Source organism: Pseudomonas sp. FBCC-B1667 (genome assembly GCF_059133255.1).
This window is the reverse complement of sequence record NZ_CP101437.1, coordinates 1,057,450-1,081,540: the sequence shown is the minus strand read 5'-3', so window position 1 is coordinate 1,081,540 and position 24,091 is coordinate 1,057,450. Positions and strand designations below refer to the sequence as shown.

The 24,091-nt window shown below is 58.2% G+C and carries 22 protein-coding genes and 1 other RNA gene; 12 read left to right on the top strand and 11 right to left on the bottom strand.

Going from position 1 to position 24,091, the window contains the following annotated elements:
• Window positions 1-136 precede the first annotated feature (136 nt).
• Together dnaK and grpE are read right to left on the bottom strand one after the other, a co-directional pair.
• A complete protein-coding gene (dnaK, locus tag NL116_RS04695; protein WP_494376212.1) occupies window positions 137-2,053 on the bottom strand; it encodes a molecular chaperone DnaK in 1,917 nt (638 codons plus the stop codon).
• A gap of 102 nt (window positions 2,054-2,155) precedes the next feature.
• Window positions 2,156-2,722, bottom strand: coding sequence for a nucleotide exchange factor GrpE (gene grpE, locus NL116_RS04690; protein ID WP_494376211.1), 567 nt, complete (start codon window positions 2,720-2,722; stop codon window positions 2,156-2,158).
• Window positions 2,723-2,962: 240 nt separating this feature from the next.
• Here grpE and recN point away from each other — a divergent pair, with 240 nt between their 5' ends.
• Window positions 2,963-4,636 (top strand): DNA repair protein RecN, encoded by a 1,674-nt coding sequence (gene recN / locus NL116_RS04685; protein ID WP_494376210.1) that lies wholly within the window; start codon window positions 2,963-2,965, stop codon window positions 4,634-4,636.
• A 75-nt stretch (window positions 4,637-4,711) separates the two neighbouring features.
• On the opposite strand, the gene fur is transcribed toward recN, so the two are convergent.
• Window positions 4,712-5,116: a ferric iron uptake transcriptional regulator gene (gene fur, locus NL116_RS04680; protein WP_003197684.1), complete on the bottom strand. Its 405-nt coding sequence runs from the start codon at window positions 5,114-5,116 to the stop codon at window positions 4,712-4,714.
• A gap of 97 nt (window positions 5,117-5,213) precedes the next feature.
• Here fur and NL116_RS04675 point away from each other — a divergent pair, with 97 nt between their 5' ends.
• A complete protein-coding gene (locus NL116_RS04675) occupies window positions 5,214-5,741 on the top strand; it encodes an outer membrane protein assembly factor BamE (protein WP_494376209.1) in 528 nt (175 codons plus the stop codon).
• 60 nt (window positions 5,742-5,801) lie between these two features.
• Here NL116_RS04675 and NL116_RS04670 read toward each other — a convergent pair whose 3' ends face one another.
• Genes NL116_RS04670 through NL116_RS04660 form a run of 3 tightly spaced genes read right to left on the bottom strand, consistent with a single transcriptional unit; the run spans window position 5,802 to window position 7,954 of the window.
• Window positions 5,802-6,116: an RnfH family protein gene (locus NL116_RS04670; RefSeq protein WP_494376208.1), complete on the bottom strand. Its 315-nt coding sequence runs from the start codon at window positions 6,114-6,116 to the stop codon at window positions 5,802-5,804.
• Window positions 6,109-6,543: a type II toxin-antitoxin system RatA family toxin gene (locus NL116_RS04665; protein ID WP_494376207.1), complete on the bottom strand. Its 435-nt coding sequence runs from the start codon at window positions 6,541-6,543 to the stop codon at window positions 6,109-6,111. The genes NL116_RS04670 and NL116_RS04665 overlap by 8 nt, the downstream gene beginning before the upstream one ends.
• Window positions 6,544-6,550: 7 nt before the next feature.
• The gene (locus NL116_RS04660; RefSeq protein ID WP_494376206.1) at window positions 6,551-7,954 is read right to left on the bottom strand and encodes a sodium-dependent transporter; all 1,404 of its coding nucleotides are present in this window, start codon (window positions 7,952-7,954) and stop codon (window positions 6,551-6,553) included.
• A 118-nt stretch (window positions 7,955-8,072) separates the two neighbouring features.
• Here NL116_RS04660 and smpB point away from each other — a divergent pair, with 118 nt between their 5' ends.
• Complete coding sequence (gene smpB, locus NL116_RS04655; RefSeq protein ID WP_007942908.1) at window positions 8,073-8,555, top strand: SsrA-binding protein SmpB; 483 nt, start codon at window positions 8,073-8,075, stop codon at window positions 8,553-8,555.
• Between the two features lie 130 nt (window positions 8,556-8,685).
• Here the strand turns inward: smpB and NL116_RS04650 are convergent, their stop codons facing one another.
• Window positions 8,686-9,453 carry an FCD domain-containing protein gene (locus NL116_RS04650; protein WP_494376205.1) on the bottom strand — a complete coding sequence of 256 codons (768 nt, stop codon included), beginning with the start codon at window positions 9,451-9,453 and terminating at the stop codon, window positions 8,686-8,688.
• 263 nt (window positions 9,454-9,716) lie between these two features.
• Between NL116_RS04650 and NL116_RS04645 the strand changes: the two genes are divergently transcribed.
• The 9 genes from NL116_RS04645 (at window position 9,717) to NL116_RS04605 (ending at window position 20,282) form a co-directional block, all read left to right on the top strand.
• Complete coding sequence (locus NL116_RS04645; RefSeq protein WP_494376204.1) at window positions 9,717-11,411, top strand: lactate permease LctP family transporter; 1,695 nt, start codon at window positions 9,717-9,719, stop codon at window positions 11,409-11,411.
• Between the two features lie 151 nt (window positions 11,412-11,562).
• The gene (locus NL116_RS04640; RefSeq protein WP_494376203.1) at window positions 11,563-12,387 is read left to right on the top strand and encodes a (Fe-S)-binding protein; all 825 of its coding nucleotides are present in this window, start codon (window positions 11,563-11,565) and stop codon (window positions 12,385-12,387) included.
• The gene (locus tag NL116_RS04635; protein WP_494376202.1) at window positions 12,384-13,838 is read left to right on the top strand and encodes a LutB/LldF family L-lactate oxidation iron-sulfur protein; all 1,455 of its coding nucleotides are present in this window, start codon (window positions 12,384-12,386) and stop codon (window positions 13,836-13,838) included. Before NL116_RS04640 ends, NL116_RS04635 begins: the two co-directional genes overlap by 4 nt.
• Complete coding sequence (locus NL116_RS04630; protein ID WP_494376201.1) at window positions 13,838-14,509, top strand: LutC/YkgG family protein; 672 nt, start codon at window positions 13,838-13,840, stop codon at window positions 14,507-14,509. The genes NL116_RS04635 and NL116_RS04630 overlap by 1 nt, the downstream gene beginning before the upstream one ends.
• The gene (locus NL116_RS04625; protein ID WP_494376200.1) at window positions 14,506-17,316 is read left to right on the top strand and encodes an FAD-binding and (Fe-S)-binding domain-containing protein; all 2,811 of its coding nucleotides are present in this window, start codon (window positions 14,506-14,508) and stop codon (window positions 17,314-17,316) included. The genes NL116_RS04630 and NL116_RS04625 overlap by 4 nt, the downstream gene beginning before the upstream one ends.
• 198 nt (window positions 17,317-17,514) lie before the next feature.
• Window positions 17,515-17,787 (top strand): PA2433 domain-containing protein, encoded by a 273-nt coding sequence (locus NL116_RS04620; protein ID WP_494376199.1) that lies wholly within the window; start codon window positions 17,515-17,517, stop codon window positions 17,785-17,787.
• 287 nt (window positions 17,788-18,074) lie between these two features.
• Complete coding sequence (locus NL116_RS04615; RefSeq protein ID WP_494376198.1) at window positions 18,075-18,326, top strand: PA2433 domain-containing protein; 252 nt, start codon at window positions 18,075-18,077, stop codon at window positions 18,324-18,326.
• Between the two features lie 114 nt (window positions 18,327-18,440).
• Window positions 18,441-18,838, top strand: a transfer-messenger RNA (tmRNA) gene (gene ssrA / locus NL116_RS04610).
• A gap of 187 nt (window positions 18,839-19,025) precedes the next feature.
• The gene (locus tag NL116_RS04605; protein WP_494376197.1) at window positions 19,026-20,282 is read left to right on the top strand and encodes an integrase domain-containing protein; all 1,257 of its coding nucleotides are present in this window, start codon (window positions 19,026-19,028) and stop codon (window positions 20,280-20,282) included.
• 120 nt (window positions 20,283-20,402) lie between these two features.
• Here the strand turns inward: NL116_RS04605 and NL116_RS04600 are convergent, their stop codons facing one another.
• The 4 genes from NL116_RS04600 to NL116_RS04585 are packed head-to-tail and all read right to left on the bottom strand — an operon-like array spanning window position 20,403 to window position 23,379.
• Window positions 20,403-20,672 (bottom strand): hypothetical protein, encoded by a 270-nt coding sequence (locus NL116_RS04600; RefSeq protein ID WP_338648823.1) that lies wholly within the window; start codon window positions 20,670-20,672, stop codon window positions 20,403-20,405.
• Window positions 20,669-21,649: an integrase domain-containing protein gene (locus NL116_RS04595; RefSeq protein ID WP_339497276.1), complete on the bottom strand. Its 981-nt coding sequence runs from the start codon at window positions 21,647-21,649 to the stop codon at window positions 20,669-20,671. The genes NL116_RS04600 and NL116_RS04595 overlap by 4 nt, the downstream gene beginning before the upstream one ends.
• Complete coding sequence (locus NL116_RS04590; protein WP_494376196.1) at window positions 21,633-21,986, bottom strand: hypothetical protein; 354 nt, start codon at window positions 21,984-21,986, stop codon at window positions 21,633-21,635. The genes NL116_RS04595 and NL116_RS04590 overlap by 17 nt, the downstream gene beginning before the upstream one ends.
• Complete coding sequence (locus NL116_RS04585) at window positions 21,979-23,379, bottom strand: YfjI family protein (protein WP_072451315.1); 1,401 nt, start codon at window positions 23,377-23,379, stop codon at window positions 21,979-21,981. The genes NL116_RS04590 and NL116_RS04585 overlap by 8 nt, the downstream gene beginning before the upstream one ends.
• Window positions 23,380-24,091 lie beyond the last annotated feature (712 nt).

Genomic DNA, 24,091 nt, shown 5'->3' with positions numbered 1-24,091 from the left:
ATACCGCCAACACACGAGCGTTGTCGCATGCTGTAAAAATTCGCTAACTCCAGACACGCCAACGCGGGAGCAAGCTCCCGCGCGGCGACATCCTACCAGTCACCGCCTGAAGGCAGTCAACCGGGCGACCAACAACTTACTTGTGGTCTTTGACTTCTTCGAACTCGGCATCGACAACGTCGTCAGCCTTTTCAGCTTTTTCATCGTGCGGTGCCGCGCCTTCAGCAGGCTGGGCCTGTTCGGCGTACATCTTCTGAGCCACTGGAGCAGAGACTTTCGACAGCTCTTCAACCTTGGCTTCGATTGCAGCTTTGTCGTCGCCTTTTACAGCGGCTTCCAGAGCAACAACAGCGGCTTCGATTGCAGTTTTCTCTTCGGCAGTCACCTTATCGCCAGCGTCAGCGATCATTTTGCGCGTCGAGTGAACCAGCGCATCACCCTGGTTGCGAGCGGTTGCCAGCTCTTCGAACTGACGGTCAGCGTCGGCGTTGGTTTCAGCATCGCGAATCATCTGCTGAATTTCTTCCTCGGACAGACCGGAGTTGGCCTTGATCACGATCGACTGAGTCTTGCCGGTGGCCTTGTCTTTGGCGCCTACGTGCAGAATACCGTTGGCGTCGATGTCGAAGGTCACTTCAATTTGTGGCACGCCACGTGGTGCTGGTGGAATCTCGGCCAGGTCGAACTTGCCCAAGGACTTGTTCTGGGCCGCTTGCTTACGCTCACCTTGCAGCACGTGAATGGTCACAGCGCCCTGGTTGTCGTCGGCAGTCGAGAACACTTGCGATTTCTTGGTAGGAATCGTGGTGTTTTTCTCGATCAGCGCGGTCATCACGCCGCCCATGGTTTCGATACCCAGGGTCAGCGGGCTAACGTCCAGCAACAACACGTCTTTCACGTCGCCAGCCAATACCGCGCCCTGAATAGCAGCACCCATGGCAACCGCTTCGTCCGGGTTCACGTCTTTACGAGCTTCTTTGCCGAAGAACTCGGTTACCAGCTTCTGAACCAGTGGCATACGGGTCTGACCGCCGACCAGGATCACGTCGTTGATCGCGGCAACGTCGATACCAGAGTCTTTCAGAGCGATGCGGCAAGGTTCGATGGTGCGCTGAACCAGGTCTTCAACCAGTGCTTCCAACTTGGCGCGAGAAATCTTCACGTTCAAGTGCTTAGGACCGGTGGCGTCTGCAGTGATGTACGGCAGGTTCACGTCGGTCGACAGCGCGGAGGACAGCTCGATCTTGGCCTTTTCAGCGGCTTCTTTCAGGCGCTGCATCGCCAGCGGGTCACCTTTGAGGTTCATGCCGCTTTCTTTCTTGAATTCGTCGACGAGGTAGTCGATCAGACGAATGTCAAAGTCTTCACCGCCCAGGAACGTGTCACCGTTGGTGGCCAATACTTCGAACTGGTGCTCGCCATCGACTTCAGCGATTTCGATCACGGAAACGTCGAACGTACCGCCGCCCAAGTCGTAAACGATCACGGTGTGATCGCCCTTAGCCTTGTCCATACCGTAAGCCAGAGCAGCTGCGGTTGGCTCGTTGATGATGCGTTTTACGTCCAGACCCGCGATGCGGCCGGCGTCTTTGGTCGCTTGACGCTGGCTGTCGTTAAAGTAGGCCGGAACGGTGATCACCGCTTCAGTCACTGGCTCGCCGAGGTAGTCTTCGGCGGTCTTCTTCATTTTCTTCAGAATTTCAGCCGAGATTTGTGGCGGCGACATTTTCTGGCCGTTCACTTCTACCCACGCGTCGCCGTTGTCAGCCTTGGCGATTTTGTAAGGGACCATCTTGATGTCTTTCTGTACGACTTCTTCGTCGAACTTGCGACCGATCAGACGCTTCACCGCGTACAGGGTGTTATGCGGATTGGTCACAGCCTGACGCTTGGCCGATTGGCCAACCAGAATTTCGCCATCGTTGGCGTAAGCGATGATCGACGGCGTGGTACGCGCGCCTTCAGCGTTTTCGATAACTTTGGCTACGCCGTTTTCCAGCACGGAGACGCAGGAGTTGGTAGTCCCCAGGTCGATACCGATAATTTTGCCCATGTTCACTCTCCCGAAACTTTGGATTTGGTTGCCGCAGCAGTGGTGGCTAACTGCGGTAGCACTTAAACGCTTGACTTATAAATGGGGGCCTTGCGGCCAATTTCAAGCCTGCTCGTCAATCGAAGGCGAAACTGGCGCCGGGGCCTTGCTGACCACGACCATGGCCGGGCGTAGCAGGCGACCATTGAGCTGATAGCCCTTTTGGAACACCTTGAGGACGCTGTTCGGCTCGACGTCAGCGCTTTCCTGCATGGCCATGGCCTGATGCTGAACGGCGTTGAACGGTTCGCCATGCGGATCGATCGCTTCCAGCTGATAGCGCTTCAGGGTGTCCTGGAACATTTTCAGGGTCAGCTCAATGCCTTCGCGCATTGGGCGGATGCTTTCGTCGTCCGGGTTGGATAACTCCAGACCACGCTCCAGGCTGTCGATGATCGGCAGCAAATCGCCAGCGAATTTTTCGAGGGCGAATTTGTGCGCTTTCTCTACATCCTGCTCGGCGCGACGGCGGACGTTCTGCAGATCGGCGGCAACACGCAAAGCCTGATCCTGCGCGCCTGCCAGTTGCTCTTCGAGCACTTGTACACGAGCCGCCAGGTCTTCACCCGAAGTCGCGGAGCCCTGGTTGGCGTCTTGATTTTGCGTATCCACTGTCTGTTCGTCAGCCATAGATTTCTCCTTTCAATATCGTCCGTGAGCTCAACTCACGCTTCTGTCCCGGTATATGGGGCCGCAAAAATCAGCTTCAAGGGGTTTATTGCGATTAACCCTACAAAAAGCGCTGCATTGCGATGACCTGACGCTCCAAGCATTTCGTCAGACCGCGCAAAACGAGCTGAGGGAGGGCATTGTCAGGCGCAAATAAAACACTGTATAAATAACCAGACCTAAAGCCTGGGAGCGGCCTTTATGCTGGTGCACCTGTCCGTACATAACTACGCCATCGTTGAACACCTCGATCTCGAACTCGATCGCGGGATGAGCGTGATCACCGGGGAAACCGGTGCCGGCAAGTCGATCATGCTCGACGCCCTGGGCCTGACCCTCGGCGACCGCGCCGACAGCGGTGTGGTCCGCCCCGGCGCAGACAAGGCCGACATCCTGGCGACCTTCGACCTGGTCGATATCCCGGAAGCCAGCGCCTGGCTCGCCGATCGCGACCTTGAAAGCGACGGCCCGTGCATCCTGCGCCGGGTGATTACTGCCGAAGGCCGCTCCCGTGGCTACATCAACGGCACGCCCTGCCCGCTTGGCGACCTCAAGGCCTTGGGTGAGCTACTGATCGATATCCACAGCCAGCACGAGCACCAATCGCTGCTCAAGACCGACACCCACCGACGCCTGCTCGACGAATATGCCGGAGCCACGGACCTTGCACGCCAGGTGCAACTGGCCGCCCAACGCTGGCGCCAGACCCGCCAGGAGCTAGAGCGCCTTTCCAACTCCGGCGACGAGCAACGCGCTCGCCACCAATTGCTCAGCTATCAGCTTGAAGAGTTGGAGAACCTCGGCCTCGGCGAAAACGAGCTGGAGCAGCTGGAGCAGGAACACAAGAACCTGACCAATGCCGAAACCCTGCTGGGCATCTGTCGACAAGTGGTCGAGCAGTGCAGCGAAAGTGATTCCGGCAATGTCCTGAACGCCCTGACCGCCAGCCTCAATCGCCTCTCCAGCGTCAACAATTCGATCGGTGCCCTGGGCGAGGCCAGCAGCTTGCTGACCAGCGCACAGATTCAGGTTGAAGAAGCCGTGGGCGAGTTGAATCGCTTCCTCGACAACTTCGACGCCGACCCGGCACGGCTTCAATACCTCGAAGAGCGCCTCGACGCGATCTACACCATGGCGCGCAAACACCGCATCCAGCCGACCGAGGTCGCGGAGATGCAGCAGCGACTGCTGGATGAAATCGAAACCCTTAATGCCAACGATGAGTCCATCGAACGGCTGAGCGACGAACTGTCCTCCTATGCCCGCCATTATCAGGAGAAGGCGCGCGAACTGAGTGACTTGCGGCATCAGGCATCGAACAGCCTGGCCAGCGCCGTTGAGCAGGAAATTCAACGACTGGGCATGCCTGGCGGTCGTTTCACCATCGAATTACGCCCTAACAACAGCGATGAACTGCTGCCTAACGGACTCGAACAGGTCGAATTACTGGTGAGCGCCAACCCCGGTCAGCCACTAAAAGCCTTGGCCAAAGTGGCCTCGGGGGGTGAACTGTCGCGGATTAGCCTGGCGATTCAGGTGATCACCGCACAGACCTCTCGTGTCCCGACGCTGGTGTTCGACGAAGTAGACGTGGGCATTGGCGGCCCGACCGCCGAGATCGTCGGTCAGTTGTTACGGCGCCTCGGAGAACGCGGGCAAGTGCTGACTGTCACTCATTTGCCGCAAGTGGCCGCTCAGGGTCACCAACATTTATTTGTGCACAAGGTGCGTGGCGAAGAGGCGACCCACACAGCCGTCTCCAAACTGAGTAAAAATGATCGCGTCGAAGAAGTGGCGCGGATGCTGGGCGGCATCGACCTGACCAAGGAGTCCCTGGCCCACGCGAAAAAGATGGTCGTCGCCGCGAAGATTTAGGAGCGGCAGACAGCACGAAGGCGACCCTGGGGTCGCCTTCGTTCGTTTCGCGAATATGAAATTCGCGCGACATGCTTACTTTTTCTTGCGTACGTACAGCACCAGATTGTGATCAACCATCTCGAAGCCGTATTTATCGACGATGGCTTTCTGCAGGCGCTCGATTTCTTCGTCGAAGAATTCGATCACTTCGCTGGTTTCGACGTTGACCATATGGTCGTGATGCTTGCCGTCATCCAGTTCGAAGACCGCATGGCCTCCGTCGAAGTTGTGCCGCACCACAAGGCCAGCTGCCTCGAACTGAGTCAGTACACGGTAAACCGTGGCCAGACCGACGTCCTCACCAGCCTCCATCAGTGCCTTGTAAACATCTTCCGCACTCATGTGGCGCTGCTCGGCGGAATCGAGCATTTGCAGAATTTTGACCCGTGGAAGGGTCACTTTGAGGCCGGCTTTGCGTAGTTCGCTATTTTCAACCATGGTCGGCTTTCTCGCGATGCTGCTTCGCAGCTTCTCTTAATGCGGGTATGATCGGCGTTTACGTTGTCCCAGCCAAGATAGTGGAAGTCGCCCACCGATGCAAAACACCAAGCTCTTGCTAACCAGTTTCACCTTTGTGGGACTGCTCGCACTCGCCGGTTGTTCATTCCCCGGGGTTTACAAAATCGACATCCAGCAGGGCAATGTCGTCACGCAGGACATGATAAACCAGTTACGCCCGGGAATGACCCGCAAGCAAGTACGGTTTATCATGGGCAATCCTCTGCTGACCGACACGTTCCATGCCGATCGCTGGGATTATCTGTACAGCCTGCAACCGGGTGGCGGTGAACGCCAACAAGAACGCATCAGCGTTATCTTCAACCCAAATGACCAGCTTGTCAGCCTCTCTGGTGATTTCATGCCAGGCGTGAGCCGCGACGAAGCCATTCTCGGCAAGGACAGCGGCACCAAAGTCGCTGAACCGGCAGAAAACGTCGAGAAGCCAAAACCGGAAAAACCGGTCAAGCCAGGTTCGTTGCTTGACCAGATCCAGAAGGACGTCGACGGTGTAGAAACCGTTCCAGTTCCGACGCCGACACCGCTGGACACCTCGCCGCAATAATTTGCGACGCAATAAAAAACCCGGAATTTCCGGGTTTTTTATTGTCTGGCGTTTAGCGAATCACTGATTCCGTGCTTTGGCCTCGGCTGCTTTAGCGGCGCGCAAGCGACGAACCTCCTTCGGATCCGCCAGCAATGGCCGGTAAATCTCGAGGCGATCACCCGCGTGAACAGGATGCACCTGCGGATCGGCAATGACCTTGCCAAAGATCCCCACCGGGCAGTTGCCCAGATCCAGCTCCGGAAACTGCGCATCCACCGCCGATTGGCGCAAAGCCTCGCGCACTGACGCCCCCTCGGGCACAGCGACCGTCAGCAATACCTGACGATCAACCGCGGCGTACACCACCTCGACCTCGATCACCGACTCAACCATGAATCTGCTTGGCGCGCTGACAGAACGCGTCCACCAGTGTGTTGGCTGCCTGATTGAACAACGGCCCCAACGTCGCGCGAACAATCGGTCCGGCGTAGTCGAACGACAGGTCCAGGCTGATCTTGCAGGCCTTATCAGTCAGAGGCTTGAATACCCAGATGCCGTGCAACTGAGTGAAAGGACCTTCTTCAAGGTTCATCTCGATCGAATGCCCCGGCACCAACGTGTTCCGAGTAACGAACTGCTGACTCAAACCACCTTTGGCCACCCCTACGCTGGCGCGCATGTGCTCGGGCGAACTTTCCAGCACTTCGGCTGCCGAGCACCACGGCAGAAACTCGGGATAACGCGCTACGTCGTTGACCAGGTCATACAGCGCCTGCGCCGGGTACGGCAGCAGGGCCGAGCGTTGAATATGCGTCGTCATGTCAGCGTCACTTCCACAGCTGGGCGGCAAACACTACTAGAATGCCGATGGGCGCCACATAGCGCATCAAGAACAGGGACAAGCCAAACAGCATCGGGCTGCGGATCGACAATTCGTCGCGCACCGCTTCACGCCCCATGATCCAGCCTGCAAACACCACGAAACACAAACCACCGAGTGGCAACATGATCCGCGAGGTGAAGAAGTCGATCACACCAAAGAAGTCCAGACCGCCGGCCGCCCCCCATTGGTAGAGGTGGAACATCCCGCCTTCGTTCACGAAAAACTTGGCTTCCTTCCAGATATTGAAGGAAAACACAGTACCCAGACCGACGAACCAGCAAGTGAATGCTAACCAGAACGTCACCCAGGCGCGGCTGACCTTGGTGCGCTCAACCAGGTACGCGACCATCGGCTCAAGCAGCGAAATTGCCGAACTCCAGGCAGCAACCGCCACCAGCACGAAGAACACTACGCCCATCAATTGGCCAAACGCTACGTTACCAAAGGCAAAGGGCAGGCTGACGAACATCAGACCTGGGCCCTCGCTCGGGTTCAGGCCCGCAGCGAACACAATCGGAAACAATGCCAGACCGGCCACCAGCGAAACAAACGTATCGAGCAATGCCACGCCAACGACGGTTCCGGAAATCGACGAGTGCTTCGGCATGTAGGCGCCGTAGATCATGATCGAGCCGACGCCCACGCTGAGGGAGAAGAACGCGTGACCCATGGCGGGCAGCAAACCGTCGAGGACTTTTTCCGGGTGGAAGTCGAACATGAAATGCACGCCCTCCATGAAATGGCCGGTGGTCATGCTGTAACCCAGCAGCACCAGAATCATGACAAACAGCAGCGGCATCATGATGCGCAAGCTGCGTTCCAGGCCCGCAACCACGCCTTTGGCAATCACCAATGCAGACAGCAGCATAAAAATCGTGTGCCAAAGTGTCAGGCGCCATGGGTCGGCGATTACATTGCCGAAGTATGCGCCAACCTGATCAGGCGTTACGCCCTGAAAGTCACCACGCCCCATGTCGATGATGTAATCCAGCGACCAGCCGCCGACCACACTATAGAAAGAAAGGATCAGCAACGCCGTGATCATCCCGGCGAAAGCGCCCCAGGACCACTTGCCCGAATGCCCCGCCTCCAGCGCCAGCACCTTCAGGGCGTTGGCCGGACTTTGCCGGGCACGACGGCCAATCAGGGTTTCAGCCAGCATGACCGGTACGCCGATCAGCGCGATACAGGCCAGGAACATCAGCACGAAAGCGCCGCCGCCGTAGACGCCAACCATGTACGGGAATTTCCAGATACTACCCAGGCCCACGGCCGAACCGGTCGCGGCGAGTATGAAGACCCAGCGGCTAGCCCAACTGCCGTGGACAGAAACCTTGTCTGTCGACATCGTTATCACGCCCAAGCGTTCAAAAAAGAGGCCGCATTGTCCGGGATTCAATCAACCTGCTCAAGCACGTAGCGATACCGTAGCCGACTCGCGTGCAACTCCCTATAATGCCGCCCCTATGGCTAAACAGAAGAAACACCCAACAGGGACCATCGCGCAAAACAAAAAGGCGCGACACGATTACTTCATCGAGCATAAGTTCGAGGCTGGTCTGGTCCTGGCCGGCTGGGAAGTAAAAAGTCTGCGGGCAAGCAAGCTGCAACTGGTCGACAGTTATGTGCTGCTCAAGGATGGCGAGGCCTGGCTGCTTGGTAGCCACATCACGCCGCTGATGACTGCCAGCACGCACGTCATTGCTGATCCGACCCGCACCCGAAAATTGCTGCTCAACCGCCGCGAGCTGGAAAAACTGGCCACCGCTGTGCAGCAGAAAGGCTATGCCTGTGTGTGCCTGTCCTGGTATTGGAGCAAGCACATGGTCAAGTGCGAGATCGCACTGGGCAAGGGCAAGAAGGAATACGACAAGCGTGATACCGAACGCGAACGCGATGCCGGTCGCGAATTGGCGCGTGCGGTGCGCAACAAGGGCAAGGAAGATTAATTCTCCTGCTGCCTGAGTCCGCTGTCGCGAGCAAGCTCGCTCCCACATGTATTTTGTGCCGTTCACAAAACCAATGTGGAAGCGAGCTTGCTCGCGATGGCGGCCGCACAACCACCGCAAAACTGAATGACTACATTCCCTTGCGCCGCTCCGCCCGAGCCATGCGCTGCACTTCCTGACGCACCTCTTCCAGCACTTCCTGCACATACAAGATATGCCGGCTGGAGACTTCCCGCGCCTGCTCTGCCCGCCCTTCGATAATCGCCATGTACAACTCCCGATGCTGCGTGATCAGCATGTCGCGGGTTTCCGTGCGCTGCTTGTACATGCCGCCGATGTTGGTCACCACGTTGCGCTTGAGCAGGTCGAACAACCCGCGAATTGTGTGCAGCAGCACCGCGTTATGACTGGCTTCAGCGATGGCCAGGTGGAAACTGGCGTCCGCCGCGCCCTCTTCGGCCCGACTCACGTCGTCGTGACGCGAATAACAGTCCTGCAAAACCTCAAACGCCGCCGTCAACCGCTCACGGTCCACATCGGTAGCGCGCAAGGCCGCGTAATAAGCACAGGACGCTTCCAGCGTGTGGCGAAACTCCAGCAGATCACGCTGCGCCTCGGGGTTGTTTTCCAGCAGATGCAGCAATGGATCGCTGAAGGTTGACCCCAGCGAGTCGACGACATAGTTGCCACCGCCCTGACGACTGACCAGCAAGCCCTTGGCTGCCATTTTCTGAATCGCCTCGCGCAACGAAGGGCGTGACACGCCGAACTGTTCGGCCAGTGCACGTTCGGCCGGCAAGCGCTCACCGGACTTCAGCGTGCCTTCAAGGATCATCCCCTCGAGCCGCTCGACAATATCGTCAGACAAACGGCGCTGACGTATCTGATCAAACCCCATAACTCACTTCTCCACGATCCCGACCGCTCGCCGGGCTCTCTATTCTGGCCTATTGGCGCGGCGCCAGCACCTGCCAGGAAGACGCTCGATCAGACCGGTCAACGGCATTGCGCACGGCGTATTCGACAAAAGTTTTAGGGCGGCAAATTGACACACCGCACAGAAGGCTTTTACCCTAGCCAACAGCGATTGTAAATTGGTATTACCAATTAACCAAAAACGCTGCCCAGTGCCTGACCAACAACAATTAGGGGCCACCCCATATGCAAACCTGGCAACAGCTCTACACCCCGCTCGGCAGTCTCGGCATCTCCGCCCTCGCGGCCGTTATCCCCATCGTGTTTTTCTTCCTGGCGTTGGCGGTGTTCCGCCTCAAAGGCCATGTGGCCGGCAGCATCACCCTGGCGTTGTCCATTGCCGTGGCGATCTTTGCCTTCCAGATGCCCGTGGACATGGCATTTGCCGCCGCCGGTTATGGCTTCGCTTACGGTCTGTGGCCCATCGCCTGGATCATTGTGGCGGCTGTGTTCCTCTACAAACTGACGGTCAAGAGCGGCCAGTTCGAAGTGATCCGCAGCTCGGTGCTGTCGATCACCGACGACCAGCGCTTGCAGGTTTTGCTGATCGGGTTCTGCTTCGGTGCGTTCCTTGAAGGCGCCGCCGGTTTCGGCGCGCCGGTCGCGATTACCGCGGCCCTGCTCGTCGGCCTGGGCTTCAATCCGCTGTACGCGGCCGGCCTGTGCCTGATCGCCAACACCGCGCCCGTCGCATTCGGCGCCCTGGGGATTCCGATCATCGTGGCCGGGCAAGTGACCGGTATCGACGCGTTCAAGATCGGCGCCATGACCGGTCGCCAGCTGCCGCTGCTGTCGCTGTTCGTGCCGTTCTGGCTGGTGTTCATGATGGACGGCATGCGCGGCGTGAAGGAAACCTGGCCTGCCGCGCTGGTGGCCGGCTTGAGCTTCGCCATCACCCAATACTTCACGTCCAACTTCATTGGCCCGGAGCTGCCGGACATCACCTCAGCCCTGGTCAGCCTGATTTCCCTGACGCTGTTCCTGAAAGTCTGGCAACCGAAACGCGCCGCCGGCCAGCACATTGCCGGTGCCGTCTCGGCGTCCGTGGTGACTGCCAGCGTCGGTGGTTTCGGCCAGAAACGCACCACCGTCGCTTCGCCTTACAGCCTCCTGGAAATCTTCAAAGCCTGGTCACCGTTCCTGATCCTCACCGTACTCGTCACCATCTGGACCCTGAAACCGTTCAAGGCGATGTTCGCGGCCGGCGGCTCGATGTACAGCTGGGTGTTCAACTTCGCCATCCCGCACCTGGATCAAATGGTGATCAAGGTCGCTCCAATCGTGGCGGCCCCGACGGCCATTCCGGCCGTGTTCAAGCTCGACCCGATTTCCGCGACCGGTACGGCGATTTTCTTCTCCGCACTGATCTCGATGCTGGTACTGAAGATCAATGTCAAAACTGGTCTGACCACTTTGAAAGAGACCTTCTACGAACTGCGCTGGCCGATCCTGTCCATCGGCATGGTCCTGGCGTTTGCCTTCGTCACCAACTACTCCGGCATGTCGTCGACCATGGCATTGGTGTTGGCAGCGACGGGCGCAGCATTCCCGTTCTTCTCGCCGTTCCTCGGCTGGTTGGGCGTGTTCCTGACCGGTTCCGACACGTCGTCCAACGCCTTGTTCAGCTCGTTGCAAGCGACCACCGCGCACCAGATCGGTGTCAGCGATGTGTTGCTGGTGGCGGCAAACACCAGCGGTGGCGTGACCGGCAAGATGATCTCGCCACAATCGATCGCCGTGGCTTGCGCTGCGACCGGCCTGGTGGGCAAGGAATCGGATCTGTTCCGCTTCACCCTCAAGCACAGCCTATTCTTTGCAACGATAGTCGGCCTGATCACCTTGGCTCAGGCCTATTGGTTCACCGGCATGTTGGTGCACTAAGTCCTACACGCCAAAAAGCAAAAACCGACGCCGGACCACGATTCCGGCGTCAGCAATTCACAACCCGGTCTGTAAGGCTGCTGAAAGCTTCCCTCTCTATATTCAGCAGCCTCAGCGGACGGATAACCGGGCCCACCCGGAGACACGCCTGATGAGCGAGCTTTTTTACAACGCTGTGCCGAACGCGACTCGCGTCGCCCCGCCACTGCCCGAGCCTCGGCAATACCCCAGCGAGAAACCGTCACGGGTGTACCTGTTCGGGACCTGCGTGGTGGATTTGTTCTACCCGGAAGCCGGGATGGACGCGATTCACTTGCTGGAACGCGAAGGCATTCGTGTCGAATACCCGCAAGGGCAAAGCTGCTGCGGACAACCGGCCTACACCTCGGGTTACACCGAGCAGGCAAGGACCGTGGCGCGCTCGCAACTGGCGTTGTTCGCTGGGGACTACCCGGTGGTGGTGCCCTCGGGATCGTGTGCCGGGATGTTGCGCGAACACTACGCCGACTTGTTCAAGGACGAGCCGGACACGTTGAAAAAAGTCCAGGCGCTCGCCGCCCGGACGTATGAACTGGCCGAGTTCCTGCTGTTTGTCTGCAAGGTGCAGCTCAAGGACAGTGGCGAGCCGGTCAAAGTAGCGTTGCACACGTCGTGCTCGGCACGCCGTGAAATGAACACCCACCTGCACGGTCGCGAGTTGTTGGCGCAACTGAGCAACGTGGAGCGGGTCAATCACGATCACGAAAGCGAATGTTGTGGCTTCGGTGGGACGTTCAGCGTCCGTATGCCAGACATTTCCGGCGCGATGGTGGCGGACAAGACCCGGTCATTGAAGGAATCCGGCGCGCACAAGGTACTCAGTGCCGACTGCGGTTGCCTGATGAACATCAACGGCTCGCTGGAGAAACAGCAGGAAGCGTTGCGCGGCCAACACCTGGCCAGTTTCCTCTGGCAACGAACCGGAGGTGCCCGATGAGCACTTCCACGATTATTCCGACGGTCAGCGTCGACGAAGATTTTCGCGCCCGGGCTCACAAGGCTTTGGACGACAAGCAACTGCGAAACAACTTTCGCACTGCGATGGATTCACTGATGACAAAACGGGCAGCGTCCTTCAGCGATGCCCACGAAAGAGAGCATCTGCGAGCGCTGGGCAATGCTGTGCGCGCCCGCGCGTTATCCAAGTTGCCCGACCTGCTCGAGCAGCTTGAACAGAACCTGACCCGCAACGGTGTGACAGTGCACTGGGCGGAAACGGTGGACGAGGCCAATGGCATCGTCCTCTCGATCATCCGCGCTCACGAGGGGCGGCAAGTGATCAAGGGCAAATCGATGGTCAGCGAAGAGATGGAGATGAATCATTTTCTCGCTGATCAGGGCATTGAATGCCTGGAATCGGACATGGGCGAGTACATCGTCCAGCTCGACCACGAGAAGCCTTCACACATTATTATGCCGGCAATCCACAAGAATGCCGGTCAGGTCGCGTCCTTGTTCCACGACAAACTTGGCGTGGAATACACCAAGGACGTTGACCAACTCATTCAGATCGGTCGCAGAGTCTTGCGGCAGAAATTCTTCGAAGCGGACATCGGCGTCTCCGGTGTCAACTTCGCCGTGGCCGAAACCGGCACCCTGTTGCTGGTGGAAAACGAAGGCAACGGGCGCATGACCACGTCGGTGCCACCGGTGCACATTGCCGTCACCGGCATCGAAAAAGTCGTGGAAAACCTGCGCGACGTGGTGCCGCTGCTGTCGCTGCTGACCCGATCGGCGCTGGGCATTCCGATCACCACCTACGTCAACATGATCTCCGGGCCGCGCAAGGCGCATGAGCTCGACGGTCCTCAGGAAGTGCACCTGGTCCTGCTCGACAACGGTCGCAGCCAGGCGTTTGCCGACAGCGAACTGCGCCAGACCCTGAACTGCATCCGCTGCGGCGCCTGTATGAATCATTGCCCGGTCTACACCCGAATCGGCGGCCATGCCTATGGGGAGGTCTACCCTGGGCCTATCGGAAAAATCATCACGCCGCACATGGTCGGCCTGGCGAAAGTCCCGGATCACCCCAGCGCTTCTTCTCTGTGCGGAGCATGCGGCGAAGTCTGCCCGGTAAAAATTCCTATCCCTGCATTGCTGCGCCGCCTGCGGGAAGAGAACGTCAAAGCCCCGGACAGTCCGCATCAGGTCATGCGCGGCCAAGGCAGCAAGTATTCGCGCAAGGAACGGTTCATCTGGAACGCCTGGGCGAAGCTCAACAGTTCGCCGACGCTGTATCGATTGTTCGGTTTCTTCGCCACACGGCTGCGCGCGCTCACGCCGAGCAATGTCGGTCCGTGGACGCAGAACCACAGCGCACCGAAACCCGCCGCCCGCTCACTGCACGACATGGCCCGCGAGCATTTGGCCAAACAGGGGGACCGCTGATGAGCGCCAAGCAAAACATCCTGGCCAAACTACGGAAAAGTCTGACCGGCACCACGCCTGTGCCTGACGAGTTCGACGTCGAATTGGTGACAGTGCCTTACACCTACACCGCTGAACAACGCATCCCGCAGCTGCGCAAGTTGATGGAATCGGTGCACACCGAAATTCATCTGACATCGGGCGAAGGATGGCCTTCGCTGTTGGCTCAGTTGTTACGGGATCGTCAGTTGCCAAGCCTGTTGATCGCGCCGACTACACCTCACGGTCAATACATCACTCAGCACTGGGCGAACAATCCGGGGATGCCGACGCTCAAAGCCTACGACCGTCCGGTTGAAGAATGGAAAGCCGAGCTGTTCAACGACACCCCGGCCAGCCTCACCGGCACCCTCGGTGCAATCGCCGCGACAGGCAGCCTGATTCTCTGGCCTACGCGTGAAGAACCCCGCCTGATGAGCCTGGTCCCGCCGGTGCATTTCGCCCTGCTCAAGGCCAGTGAAATCCGCGACAACTTCTATCAGGTGCAGCAGGAATTCAGCTGGGCCCACGGCATGCCGACCAACGCGTTGCTGGTTTCCGGCCCGTCGAAAACTGCAGACATTGAACAGATCCTCGCCTACGGCGCGCACGGTCCGAAAGACCTGGTGGTGTTGATCCTGGAGGACCAATGAGTCTACCGGCGGCTTTCCTCAGAGATGCACAGCAACTGATTCCCCAAGAGCGACGTTTCGACGACCCGCTGTCGACATTGGCCTTCGGCACAGACGCCAGTTTTTATCGACTGATTCCGCAACTGGTGATTCGTGTCGAGTCGGAAGATGAAGTGGTGGCGTTGCTCAAACTGGCACAACGAGATCAGGTCCCGGTGACCTTCCGCGCCGCCGGCACCAGCCTGTCTGGCCAGGCGATCAGCGACTCAGTGCTGATCGTGCTGGGGGATAACTGGAACAGCCGCGAGATCCGCAGGCAGGGTATGCAGATCCGCCTGCAACCGGGCGTGATCGGCGCACAGGCCAATGCCTGGCTAGCCCCGTTCGGACGCAAGATTGGCCCGGACCCGGCCTCGATCAACGCCTGTAAAATTGGCGGCATCGTCGCCAACAACGCCAGCGGCATGTGTTGCGGCACGGCGCAGAACACTTATCACACGCTGGCCGGCATTCGGTTGGTGCTGGCCGATGGCAGCCGCCTCGATACCGAAGACCCGACCAGTGTGACGGCATTCCGTCAAAGCCACGCAGCGTTGCTCGAACGTCTGGCCACATTGGGCCGCGAGACGCGCGCCAATGCCGAACTGGCTGCCCGAATCCGCCACAAATACCGTCTGAAAAATACCACTGGCCTGTCACTCAATGCCCTGGTGGATTTCGACGAGCCTGTGGATATCTTGAGCCACTTGCTGGTCGGTTCCGAAGGCACGCTCGGTTTCATCAGCGCCGTGACTTACGACACAGTAATCGACCACCCGAACAAGGCGTCGGCACTGATCGTGTTCCCGGACGTGGAAACCTGCTGCAACGCCGTGACCGTGCTGAAAAGCCAACCGGTGTCGGCCGTGGAACTGCTGGACCGACGCAGCCTGCGTTCGGTGCAGAACAAGCCCGGCATGCCCGCTTTCGTACAACAGCTGTCGAACAATGCCTGCGCGCTGCTAATCGAATCCCGCGCCGCATCCTCCACTTTGCTCCAGGAACAACTGGCGCAGATCATGGCGTCGTTGACCTCGTTCCCGGTGGAAAAACAGGTTGACTTCACCGAAGACCCCGTGGAAAACGCCCGCCTCTGGGCGATCCGCAAAGACACCTTCCCCGCTGTCGGCGCCGTGCGTAAAACCGGCACCACGGTGATCATCGAAGACGTGACCTTTCCGGTGGAACAACTGGCCATCGGCGTGAACCGTCTGATCGAATTGTTCGACAAACATCACTACGACGAAGCGATCCTTTTCGGCCATGCGCTGGAAGGCAATCTGCATTTCGTCTTCACCCAAGGCTTCAACAACCCGCAAGAGGTCGCACGCTATCAGGCGTTCATGGACGACGTGGCGCAGTTGGTGGCGGTGGAGTTTGGCGGCTCGCTGAAGGCCGAACATGGCACCGGGCGCAACATGGCGCCCTTCGTCGAGCTGGAATGGGGCAGCGATGCCTACCAGTTGATGTGGCAACTCAAACGCCTGCTCGACCCCAACGGCATTCTCAATCCGGACGTGGTGCTCAGCGAAGATCCGCAGATCCACCTCAAACACCTGAAACCGTTGCCGGCCGCCGACGAGATTGTGGATAAGTGCATCGAGTGCGGTTTCTGCGAGCCGGTGTGCCCGTCGAAAGGTCTGACTCTCAGCCCACGTCAGCGCATCGTGATCTGGCGGGATATTCAGGCAAAAAAACGCGCAGGCGTCGACACCACCGAACTCGAAGCCGCTTACGAATATCAAGGCATCGACACCTGCGCCGCCACCGGCCTCTGCGCGCAACGCTGCCCTGTCGGCATCAACACCGGCGAGCTGGTGAAAAAACTCCGCAGCCGTCACGCAACGCGTACGAAAACTGCCAACTGGCTGGAAGGGAATTTCGCCACGGCACTGCAAGGTGCGCGTTTCACCCTGCACGTCGCCAATGGCGCGCGGATGCTGTTGGGAGCGCCACGCCTGGCAAAACTGTCGGCGACGCTGACCAAGTTGTCGAAAGGTCAGGTTCCGCAATGGACCAGCGCCATGCCCCAGCCGGAAAAAGCCATTCGCTTCAGCCCGACCGTGTCGGACGAACGCCCTCGGGTGGTGTACCTGGCAGCATGTGTGTCACGGGTCATGGGCCCGGCGGCGGGTGACAATGAGCAGATGTCGCTGTACGACAAAACTCGCGGGCTGCTGGAAAAGGCTGGTTACCAAGTAGTCTTCCCGGACAATCAGGACAACCTCTGCTGCGGCCAACCGTTCGCCTCGAAGGGTTACACCGAACAGGCCGAACACAAACGGCAAGAACTGATAGGCGCCTTGCTGCACGCCAGTCGCGGCGGGCTCGACCCGATCTACTGCGACACTAGCCCCTGCACCTTACGGCTGGTTCAGAATTTGGGCGAAGTTCGACTGGACCTGTACGACCCGGTGCGTTTCATCCGTACGCATTTGATGGATCGCCTGGATTTCACACCGCAGGAAGCGCCGATTGCCGTACACGTCACTTGCAGCACCCAGCACCTTGGCGAGAGTCAGGCGTTGATTGATCTGGCGCGCATGTGCAGCAAAACCGTGGTCATTCCGGAAGGGATTCACTGTTGCGGGTTTGCCGGCGACAAGGGTTTCACCACGCCGGAATTAAATGCTCACGCCCTGAGAACGCTCAAGGACGCGGTGCAGCAGTGCAGCGAGGGGGTTTCAACCAGTCGAACCTGTGAGATCGGGCTGACGCAACATGGCGGCATTGATTACCACGGGCTAGTCTATCTGGTGGACCGCGTTACCCAGGCTAGGGCGACCTGAGCAGGATCTCAAGGAAGGCGCATTCAGGCGTCTTTTTGAGTACTTCTTGCCAGAATCGACAGCAGTACCGCAAAAATCAGAACCCTGATGTGCCACCGCAGTCCACTGATCAAGCCCTGCAAACGTGGGGCCTTTCAAAACTCGGCAGTCCGTCCTGATGGTCAGCGATGCCTAGTCCCTCAGTTCAAGGAGATACACATGAAACGTTCTGTACTGTTTGGTCTGTTCGTTACTGCCTCATTGCTGGCCTCCTCCTCGTTTGCCGCGATAAAAGACGAATGCGCGGAAAACCTGAAAACCATCGAAAACGCCCAGACACAGGTTCCTCAGGAAATGGCTGACCAAGTAGCGGCCTCCGTCAAGAAAGCGCAGGCAGACCATGCAAAAGGCGATCAAGGGACAAAGGATTGCATCGCCGAGACCACCGAAACCATCAAGATGATCAGGGACGCGAACAAAGGCGGGAAGTAACCCGGCTCGGGGCCGACCTTCGGGTCGGCCTTGTTGGCGTACTGGCTCCGCCATACGAAGCAAACCAAAACCCGCCAATTGCGGGTTTTGGTGCATCTGGGGCTTGGTTAGCCTTTTTAGTGTCATTGCTCGTATCAAGCAGTTTTTTCATCGCTTTTCCGCCAAAACCGAATTCCTGCGCTGCGCCGTAGTCTTTTAGATAAGCCCAATCATTCGTGGCTGATTTTTCAGATCTGGCCGAGCCGCCCTTATGGCAGCACCGAGATCATCAGTTCGAGGAAATACCCATGAAACGTACCGCACTCGCTGGTCTTTTCATTTCTGCTGCAATGCTGGCCTCTCCTGTATTCGCTGCGGACAACAACCTTTGTACGAGCAAGCTGCAAGAGCTCGAAGCCAAAGTGAATGCGCTGCCTGCGACCTCCAGCAATGCACCGGAGATCAAAAGACTGTTGGCCAGCGCCAAAGCTTCGCAGGCCGCAAAAGATGAAAAAAAATGCGCCACCGAGGCCAGCCAGGCATTGTCGATGGCAAATTGAACCACGAACGAACCCATGATCAATCAAGGTCTACCTTGTGGGTGGCCTTCTGAGGCGTGTTGGCGTACACTGCGCAGGCCTGTCGCTCATTTTGATTCACCGAGCAACAGGCACGGGGCCGTTTAGGATTCGACGCCGGTCGCGAAACTTTAGGTGCATGCCGAGTTGGTAACAGAACTCGTAAATCCACTGTTGCAACTACTTATAGTTGCCAATGACGAAACCTACGGCCAGGAATTCTCTCTCGCTGCGTAAGCAGCTTTAGATCCTGAGCTTCTGGTACCTTCGGGTCCAGCAATCACCAGGGGATGTCTGTAAACCCAAAGTGATTGTCATATAGAACAGAATCGCCGTGCAGTACGTTGTGGACGAAGCGGCTAAAACTTACACAACTCGCCCAAAGCACCCTGCCCTTCGGGTCGCTGAGGGTTAACTTAATAGAAACGGCTACGCATGTAGTACCGACAGCGGAGTACTGGCGGACGGGGGTTCAAATCCCCCCGGCTCCACCACTTCATCATCTAAAGACGTCCATGGACGTCTTTTTTTGTGCCTTAAATCCAGTAAATACGGGGGTTTCAGGGCTACGGGGGGCTTTCCAGGTTTTTTGAGTTCCAGGCGGTTTGGTATTCCCAATGGTATTCCCGGCTACCCGGCGCTAATCTTGGGAATACCAAAAGGTGTCATGGAGTACTTCTCATGTGCGCTCAAACCACCCGCCTCTCCGACCGCCAGCTCAAGGCGGTCAAACCGAAAGACAAGGATTACGTCCTCACAGATGGCGACGGGCTCCAGCTGCGAGTCAGGGTCAATCGCTCGATGCAGTGGAATTTCAACTACCGGCATCCAGTAACCAAGAACCGAATCAACATGGCACTCGGTTCCTATCCCGAGGTTTCTCTTGCGCAAGCCAGGAAGAAAACCGTTGAGGCCAGAGAGCTGCTTGCACAGGGCATCGACCCAAAAGCTCAGCGCAATGAGCGGCAGGAAGCCAAACGAGCGGAAACGGAACACACCTTCGAGAACGTGGCCACCGCCTGGTTCGAGCTGAAGAAGGATTCCGTCACGCCGGCGTATGCCGAAGACATTTGGCGCTCCCTCACACTGCATGTTTTTCCGAGCATGAAATCAACGCCTCTCTCGGAAGTCAGCGCCCCAATGGTCATCAAGCTCCTTCGTCCGATTGAGGCCAAAGGCAGCCTCGAGACAGTTAAGCGAGTGAGCCAGCGCCTTAACGAGATCATGACCTACGGGGTCAATTCCGGAATGATCTTTGCCAATCCTCTCAGCGGCATTCGAGCGGTATTCAAGAAACCCAAGAAAGAGAATATGGCCGCGCTATCACCTGATGAGCTACCGGAGCTCATGATGGAAATCGCGAACGCCAGCATCAAGCGGACGACCCGCTGCCTGATCGAATGGCAACTTCATACCATGACCCGCCCTGCCGAGGCGGCTACCACTCGATGGGCAGACATCGACTTCGACAAACGCATCTGGACCATCCCTCCGGAGCGAATGAAAAAGCGGCGTCCGCATACAATCCCGTTGACCGAACATGCACTCTCATTATTGGAGACGCTTAAACCCCATAGCGGCCACAGGGAATATGTGTTCCCGTCAGATAGAAACCCGCGCACCCACGCGAATAGCCAGACAGCCAACATGGCGTTGAAGCGGATGGGTTTCCAGGACCGCTTGGTCAGCCACGGCATGCGCTCCATGGCCAGCACAATCCTGAACGAGCATGGATGGGATCCGGAACTGATCGAAGTCGCGCTGGCGCATGTCGACAAGGACGAAGTTCGGAGCGCCTACAACCGGGCGGATTACATCGAACGTCGGCGCCCGATGATGGCCTGGTGGAGTGAACATATCCAGAAAGCGGCTACCGGCAGCCTGTCAGCGTCGGCCATCAATCAAACCAGGGACCGCAAGGTGGTGCCGATACGCTGACATCACGGCGACAGTTCATGCCATCCGTGTAGTGGAGCTTGCCAGCGCTTCTTCGGCCAAGCCCCTGAGTATGGGAAGGCTCCGCATTCCCATACCCAGGGGCTCACGCTTAAAGGTCTATCAGGCAACCACGGCTTTTGCCTTTCTAAGGCGGATCAACCCTGCTGTTAACTCGTAGTAGTAGACGGTAGCTGGAGCTGAGCATCGCAGGTAGTGCTCCAGAAACCATCTCACGTGCTTTTCTCTCCAGGACCAGGGCGTCGCGCAACCCCAGCGTTCACGAATCACCTCGTGCATCCTTTCTGCTTGCCTGATGTGCCGCTGCCGCGTGGCATGCGCACCTTTGAGCACAGGGCTCAGAAACAACGCTATGTCGAACTCGGACGTCATCGCCGACCTCCGATGTAGGCACTCACCACATCGATGCGGTTATGTCCCAGCTCGTGGCTGATCTGCTGTCGTGCATGCTGATCAAGCTCTCGATCGTCTCGATGAACACGACCGCCATTGATGGGTGTATTCAAGCCAGTCAGTTGCTCATAGCGCTCACAGGCGTAAGCCGCCCGCAGCTCATGAAAGCCTTTCAATCCATGCTCGTGCAAAATGTCCCGTGCCGGTCGCACAACTGACTGCATAAACTCTTTGTAGCTCTCATTGGGGGTCAACAGGTTCCGACTGCGACTGGGTGAAGCCTCCCAGGCCCTATCCAAGGCACCACGGATTTGATCAGTGACCGCGATCCAACGCGGTGCTGACGCGCCTGATCGACCGCCTTTGGTGCCGTCCTGGATGTTGATCTTGCCCAGTTGCTCGGCCTCACGTTGCAGTCGGGGCAGGTCCGCCAAGATCGCTTCACGCAGACGCATACCAGTCTCCCGGGCCAGGTGCACAATTGCGGCCACTCGTTGCTGACCCCGCTCTGACAGTGCGCGTGCGATCAACTCAATCTGAGCACGATCTTGGCCTTGCGGGGCCTCCCCGCGCACGCTTGAGCGCTGCAAACCCAGCGCCTTGCTCGGACTGGGGATTTTGACGTACTGATCACCGCGCAGCGCAGCCATCGTTCGGTTCACACTGGACAGTCGGTTCTGCGCGGTGGCGATGCCAACGTTGCCCTGGTCCACTTGCTCCCGCATATAGGCGGCGTACCGCATGAGGATCTCGCGGTCGATCTGTCGCGCGTCATTTAGCCTCGGCCCTTCCTCGAATCGACACCAATGCACGAATGCTTGCCAGCGATCGCTATGGGCTTTGACGGTAGCAAAATGGCCGTCGCCAAATAGATCTTTCAAGGCTTGCGGTCCGGCATAGCTGAGCTGGCGACCGAAGCCGAAATTGCGCCCCGCTCGCTTACCGACGCGAGCCATTTATCTGTTCCTGATCGACTGCAGCGAGCTCATGTTGAAGCGCTCGCCAGTGTGCGCCTACGATGGCGAACTGGGCCCAATCAGTAGGGCGAAAACACAGCGTGTTGTCGACGACGTAGAGATGCGCCCCCTCCTTTTCTAACCACTGGATAATGGCTGTCGTCGAGGTGATAGTTTTACGATCGGTGGCGACATCGGCGACAGCGGCGACAACCCTTGTCCTACCTGGTTTTGAGCGTGGCGACAAAGTGGCGACACTCGCGGCGACAAACCGCACTTTCGGCTCATTGTGACGTTGAGCTAAGTGGTTGCGCAGTGCTTCATCAAGATTAAACATGGCGCACCTCGAAGGTGTGGCCGTCGGTGATCAGCCACTGATGATCAAGCAACTCGACTAACAGCTTGGTGGCATGGCGACTGCTTTTACGGGCAAAGCGGGGGCCGTTGCGGTTCAGGTCTCGAATACTAAAGCGCTTCCAATCTTTGACCTGCAGCCAGCGCAGCAGCCGGTCTGCCTCCTCTTTTACCCTGCACATCGGTTCCTGCTCGGTCAGGCGCTGGATCTCGGTGAGGTAGTAGCCGACTAAGGCCGAGGCCCGTTGGATATGATCGACCTCCACGACGCTGCTCTCCTCCACTACTGCCAGATTGCCGGCGACGCGCAGCAGGTTGTCGGCGGCCTTCGATCCGCTAGGCCGTACGCTTGCCAACTCGCCAAACTCACCCAACTGGGCCTCGATGGCATCATGCAGATCAATCCAGCGACGACGAGCCAATGGACTGAGGCTCAGCGGTGACAGCCGCAAGGCACCGTCAGCGGAAAGCGACCAAGGCTGATGAAACAGGGCCGAAAGACGGTGGTGATATCGCTTTAGGGCGGGGTCTTTTGACAAGTCGACAGCCTGGTAACTGCGTTGTCCGGCCAGGCTGGTGGGCCAGGTCATGAGGCAGCGACCGAGAATGCCTTGCCCCTGCAGCAACGGGTCACTGAGTAACTGCATGGCTAGATACGGTTGCAGCATTAGGTGCAGGCTTAAGCGTCGATCGTAAGCTCGCAAGCTTTCACCCACCATGGACCGCGCGCGATCTATCGGACTGCCGTCCCAGAGTGACGACAAGGTCGTAACCGCTTTCAAACGGTTATCCCGACTCATGGTGCTGCTACCGAGGAATTGTCCCCCCTCGTCACAGAACAGGCCCATGCTCGGCAAGTCATGGCAGAGTCCCTTGATCAGGGCCTCGATAGTCGGATCCGTGGTGATCAGCCTAGGTGCTGAGGGCTCCGCTTCAAGCGGTACGCCGTTTGTGGGGTTGGGATCGCCAGGGTTGATACGCTGCGCCTGTCGCTGCGCGACACGGTACCGGGCGAGTTGTTCGCGATAGCGCTGCCACTGCTCACGCTCCCATTGCCGTGCGGGCAGCAATGCAAATCGATCTGCCGCCGTTTTGCGATCGCCGGATGCGGCCACGGTGATCAGGTACAGCGACAGCGGATAATTTCTCCCATCGAGCTGTAAGCCCGCATGACCTTGAGTGGCCAGCGCCGAAGCAGCCAGCACCGATTGTGCAGCCAATGCCTGGGGCACCCCGATGACCTCAGCCATGCGTTCGACTGCAGGCCCAAGAATCCCACCCAGTGCCTGCACCGGATAAGGCTGGGCCACGGGATTCGACTCAATCAGCGGTCGAGGTAGTTGTGGTAGTTCAAGCTTCGGATCTAACTGCTGCATGGGCCGTCTCCTCGTCATTGCTGGTTGTCCTCACGTAGTCCCGCCACGGCTGTTGAGTGTTATCAGGGATCAAGGCCCCTGCGGCCTGTGAGGTGTTCACTGACGCGGAACGCACGGCTCCTTACGACCGGGAGCAAGGGCATGAACCCATTAATCTGGCCTCCTTAGACGCATCCGAAGATACGGGCGGGTGGAGGCCGTGCCGGCTGACGAGTTCGGCACCTAAAGATCCTGGGTGGGAGAAGGCAACAACATCGACACCTGGGGCAGGCCTGACTGTCAGTCAGGTGCAGCCTTTCCATAGACTGCGGCACCCGTGCCTGCGTCGTTGCGGATGGCGACGAATCGGATTTGTCAGGCCAATTGTCACGAGGAGAGTTGCGGCAATGCCCTGTACGACGTGGCTTGCAGCAGTGGTACGAGCGCCCGTCTCTTTCCAGGAGAAAGAGACGGGCGCGGATTGGCGCAGCGAAATGTGCCGAGAGGTGAGGTTGCTGCAGCGCAGCGCGGGAGGTCCATCATCTGCCGCAGTGGACAGACAAGTCGAGTAGGCATCCATCACTCTTGAGGAGTGACCGTGCGAGCCGCCGGACGCTAATCGCACTTCGGGAGAACCACCACGTAAGTGGCATAGCCTTGAAGGTTCTGGCTACCTGGGCAGGTGCTGCCAACGACAGCGGTCTGTGCGCCAATTTTTATACCCACTCGAAAA

What these genes read in the sequence shown, in the direction of transcription:
- dnaK (WP_494376212.1), bottom strand. Translation starts at nt 2,053, where the DNA reads ATGGGCAAAATTATCGGTATCGACCTGGGGACTACCAACTCCTGCGTC.
- grpE (WP_494376211.1), bottom strand. Translation starts at nt 2,722, where the DNA reads ATGGCTGACGAACAGACAGTGGATACGCAAAATCAAGACGCCAACCAG.
- recN (WP_494376210.1), top strand. Translation starts at nt 2,963, where the DNA reads ATGCTGGTGCACCTGTCCGTACATAACTACGCCATCGTTGAACACCTC.
- fur (WP_003197684.1), bottom strand. Translation starts at nt 5,116, where the DNA reads ATGGTTGAAAATAGCGAACTACGCAAAGCCGGCCTCAAAGTGACCCTT.
- NL116_RS04675 (WP_494376209.1), top strand. Translation starts at nt 5,214, where the DNA reads ATGCAAAACACCAAGCTCTTGCTAACCAGTTTCACCTTTGTGGGACTG.
- NL116_RS04670 (WP_494376208.1), bottom strand. Translation starts at nt 6,116, where the DNA reads ATGGTTGAGTCGGTGATCGAGGTCGAGGTGGTGTACGCCGCGGTTGAT.
- NL116_RS04665 (WP_494376207.1), bottom strand. Translation starts at nt 6,543, where the DNA reads ATGACGACGCATATTCAACGCTCGGCCCTGCTGCCGTACCCGGCGCAG.
- NL116_RS04660 (WP_494376206.1), bottom strand. Translation starts at nt 7,954, where the DNA reads ATGTCGACAGACAAGGTTTCTGTCCACGGCAGTTGGGCTAGCCGCTGG.
- smpB (WP_007942908.1), top strand. Translation starts at nt 8,073, where the DNA reads ATGGCTAAACAGAAGAAACACCCAACAGGGACCATCGCGCAAAACAAA.
- NL116_RS04650 (WP_494376205.1), bottom strand. Translation starts at nt 9,453, where the DNA reads ATGGGGTTTGATCAGATACGTCAGCGCCGTTTGTCTGACGATATTGTC.
- NL116_RS04645 (WP_494376204.1), top strand. Translation starts at nt 9,717, where the DNA reads ATGCAAACCTGGCAACAGCTCTACACCCCGCTCGGCAGTCTCGGCATC.
- NL116_RS04640 (WP_494376203.1), top strand. Translation starts at nt 11,563, where the DNA reads ATGAGCGAGCTTTTTTACAACGCTGTGCCGAACGCGACTCGCGTCGCC.
- NL116_RS04635 (WP_494376202.1), top strand. Translation starts at nt 12,384, where the DNA reads ATGAGCACTTCCACGATTATTCCGACGGTCAGCGTCGACGAAGATTTT.
- NL116_RS04630 (WP_494376201.1), top strand. Translation starts at nt 13,838, where the DNA reads ATGAGCGCCAAGCAAAACATCCTGGCCAAACTACGGAAAAGTCTGACC.
- NL116_RS04625 (WP_494376200.1), top strand. Translation starts at nt 14,506, where the DNA reads ATGAGTCTACCGGCGGCTTTCCTCAGAGATGCACAGCAACTGATTCCC.
- NL116_RS04620 (WP_494376199.1), top strand. Translation starts at nt 17,515, where the DNA reads ATGAAACGTTCTGTACTGTTTGGTCTGTTCGTTACTGCCTCATTGCTG.
- NL116_RS04615 (WP_494376198.1), top strand. Translation starts at nt 18,075, where the DNA reads ATGAAACGTACCGCACTCGCTGGTCTTTTCATTTCTGCTGCAATGCTG.
- NL116_RS04605 (WP_494376197.1), top strand. Translation starts at nt 19,026, where the DNA reads ATGTGCGCTCAAACCACCCGCCTCTCCGACCGCCAGCTCAAGGCGGTC.
- NL116_RS04600 (WP_338648823.1), bottom strand. Translation starts at nt 20,672, where the DNA reads ATGACGTCCGAGTTCGACATAGCGTTGTTTCTGAGCCCTGTGCTCAAA.
- NL116_RS04595 (WP_339497276.1), bottom strand. Translation starts at nt 21,649, where the DNA reads ATGGCTCGCGTCGGTAAGCGAGCGGGGCGCAATTTCGGCTTCGGTCGC.
- NL116_RS04590 (WP_494376196.1), bottom strand. Translation starts at nt 21,986, where the DNA reads ATGTTTAATCTTGATGAAGCACTGCGCAACCACTTAGCTCAACGTCAC.
- NL116_RS04585 (WP_072451315.1), bottom strand. Translation starts at nt 23,379, where the DNA reads ATGCAGCAGTTAGATCCGAAGCTTGAACTACCACAACTACCTCGACCG.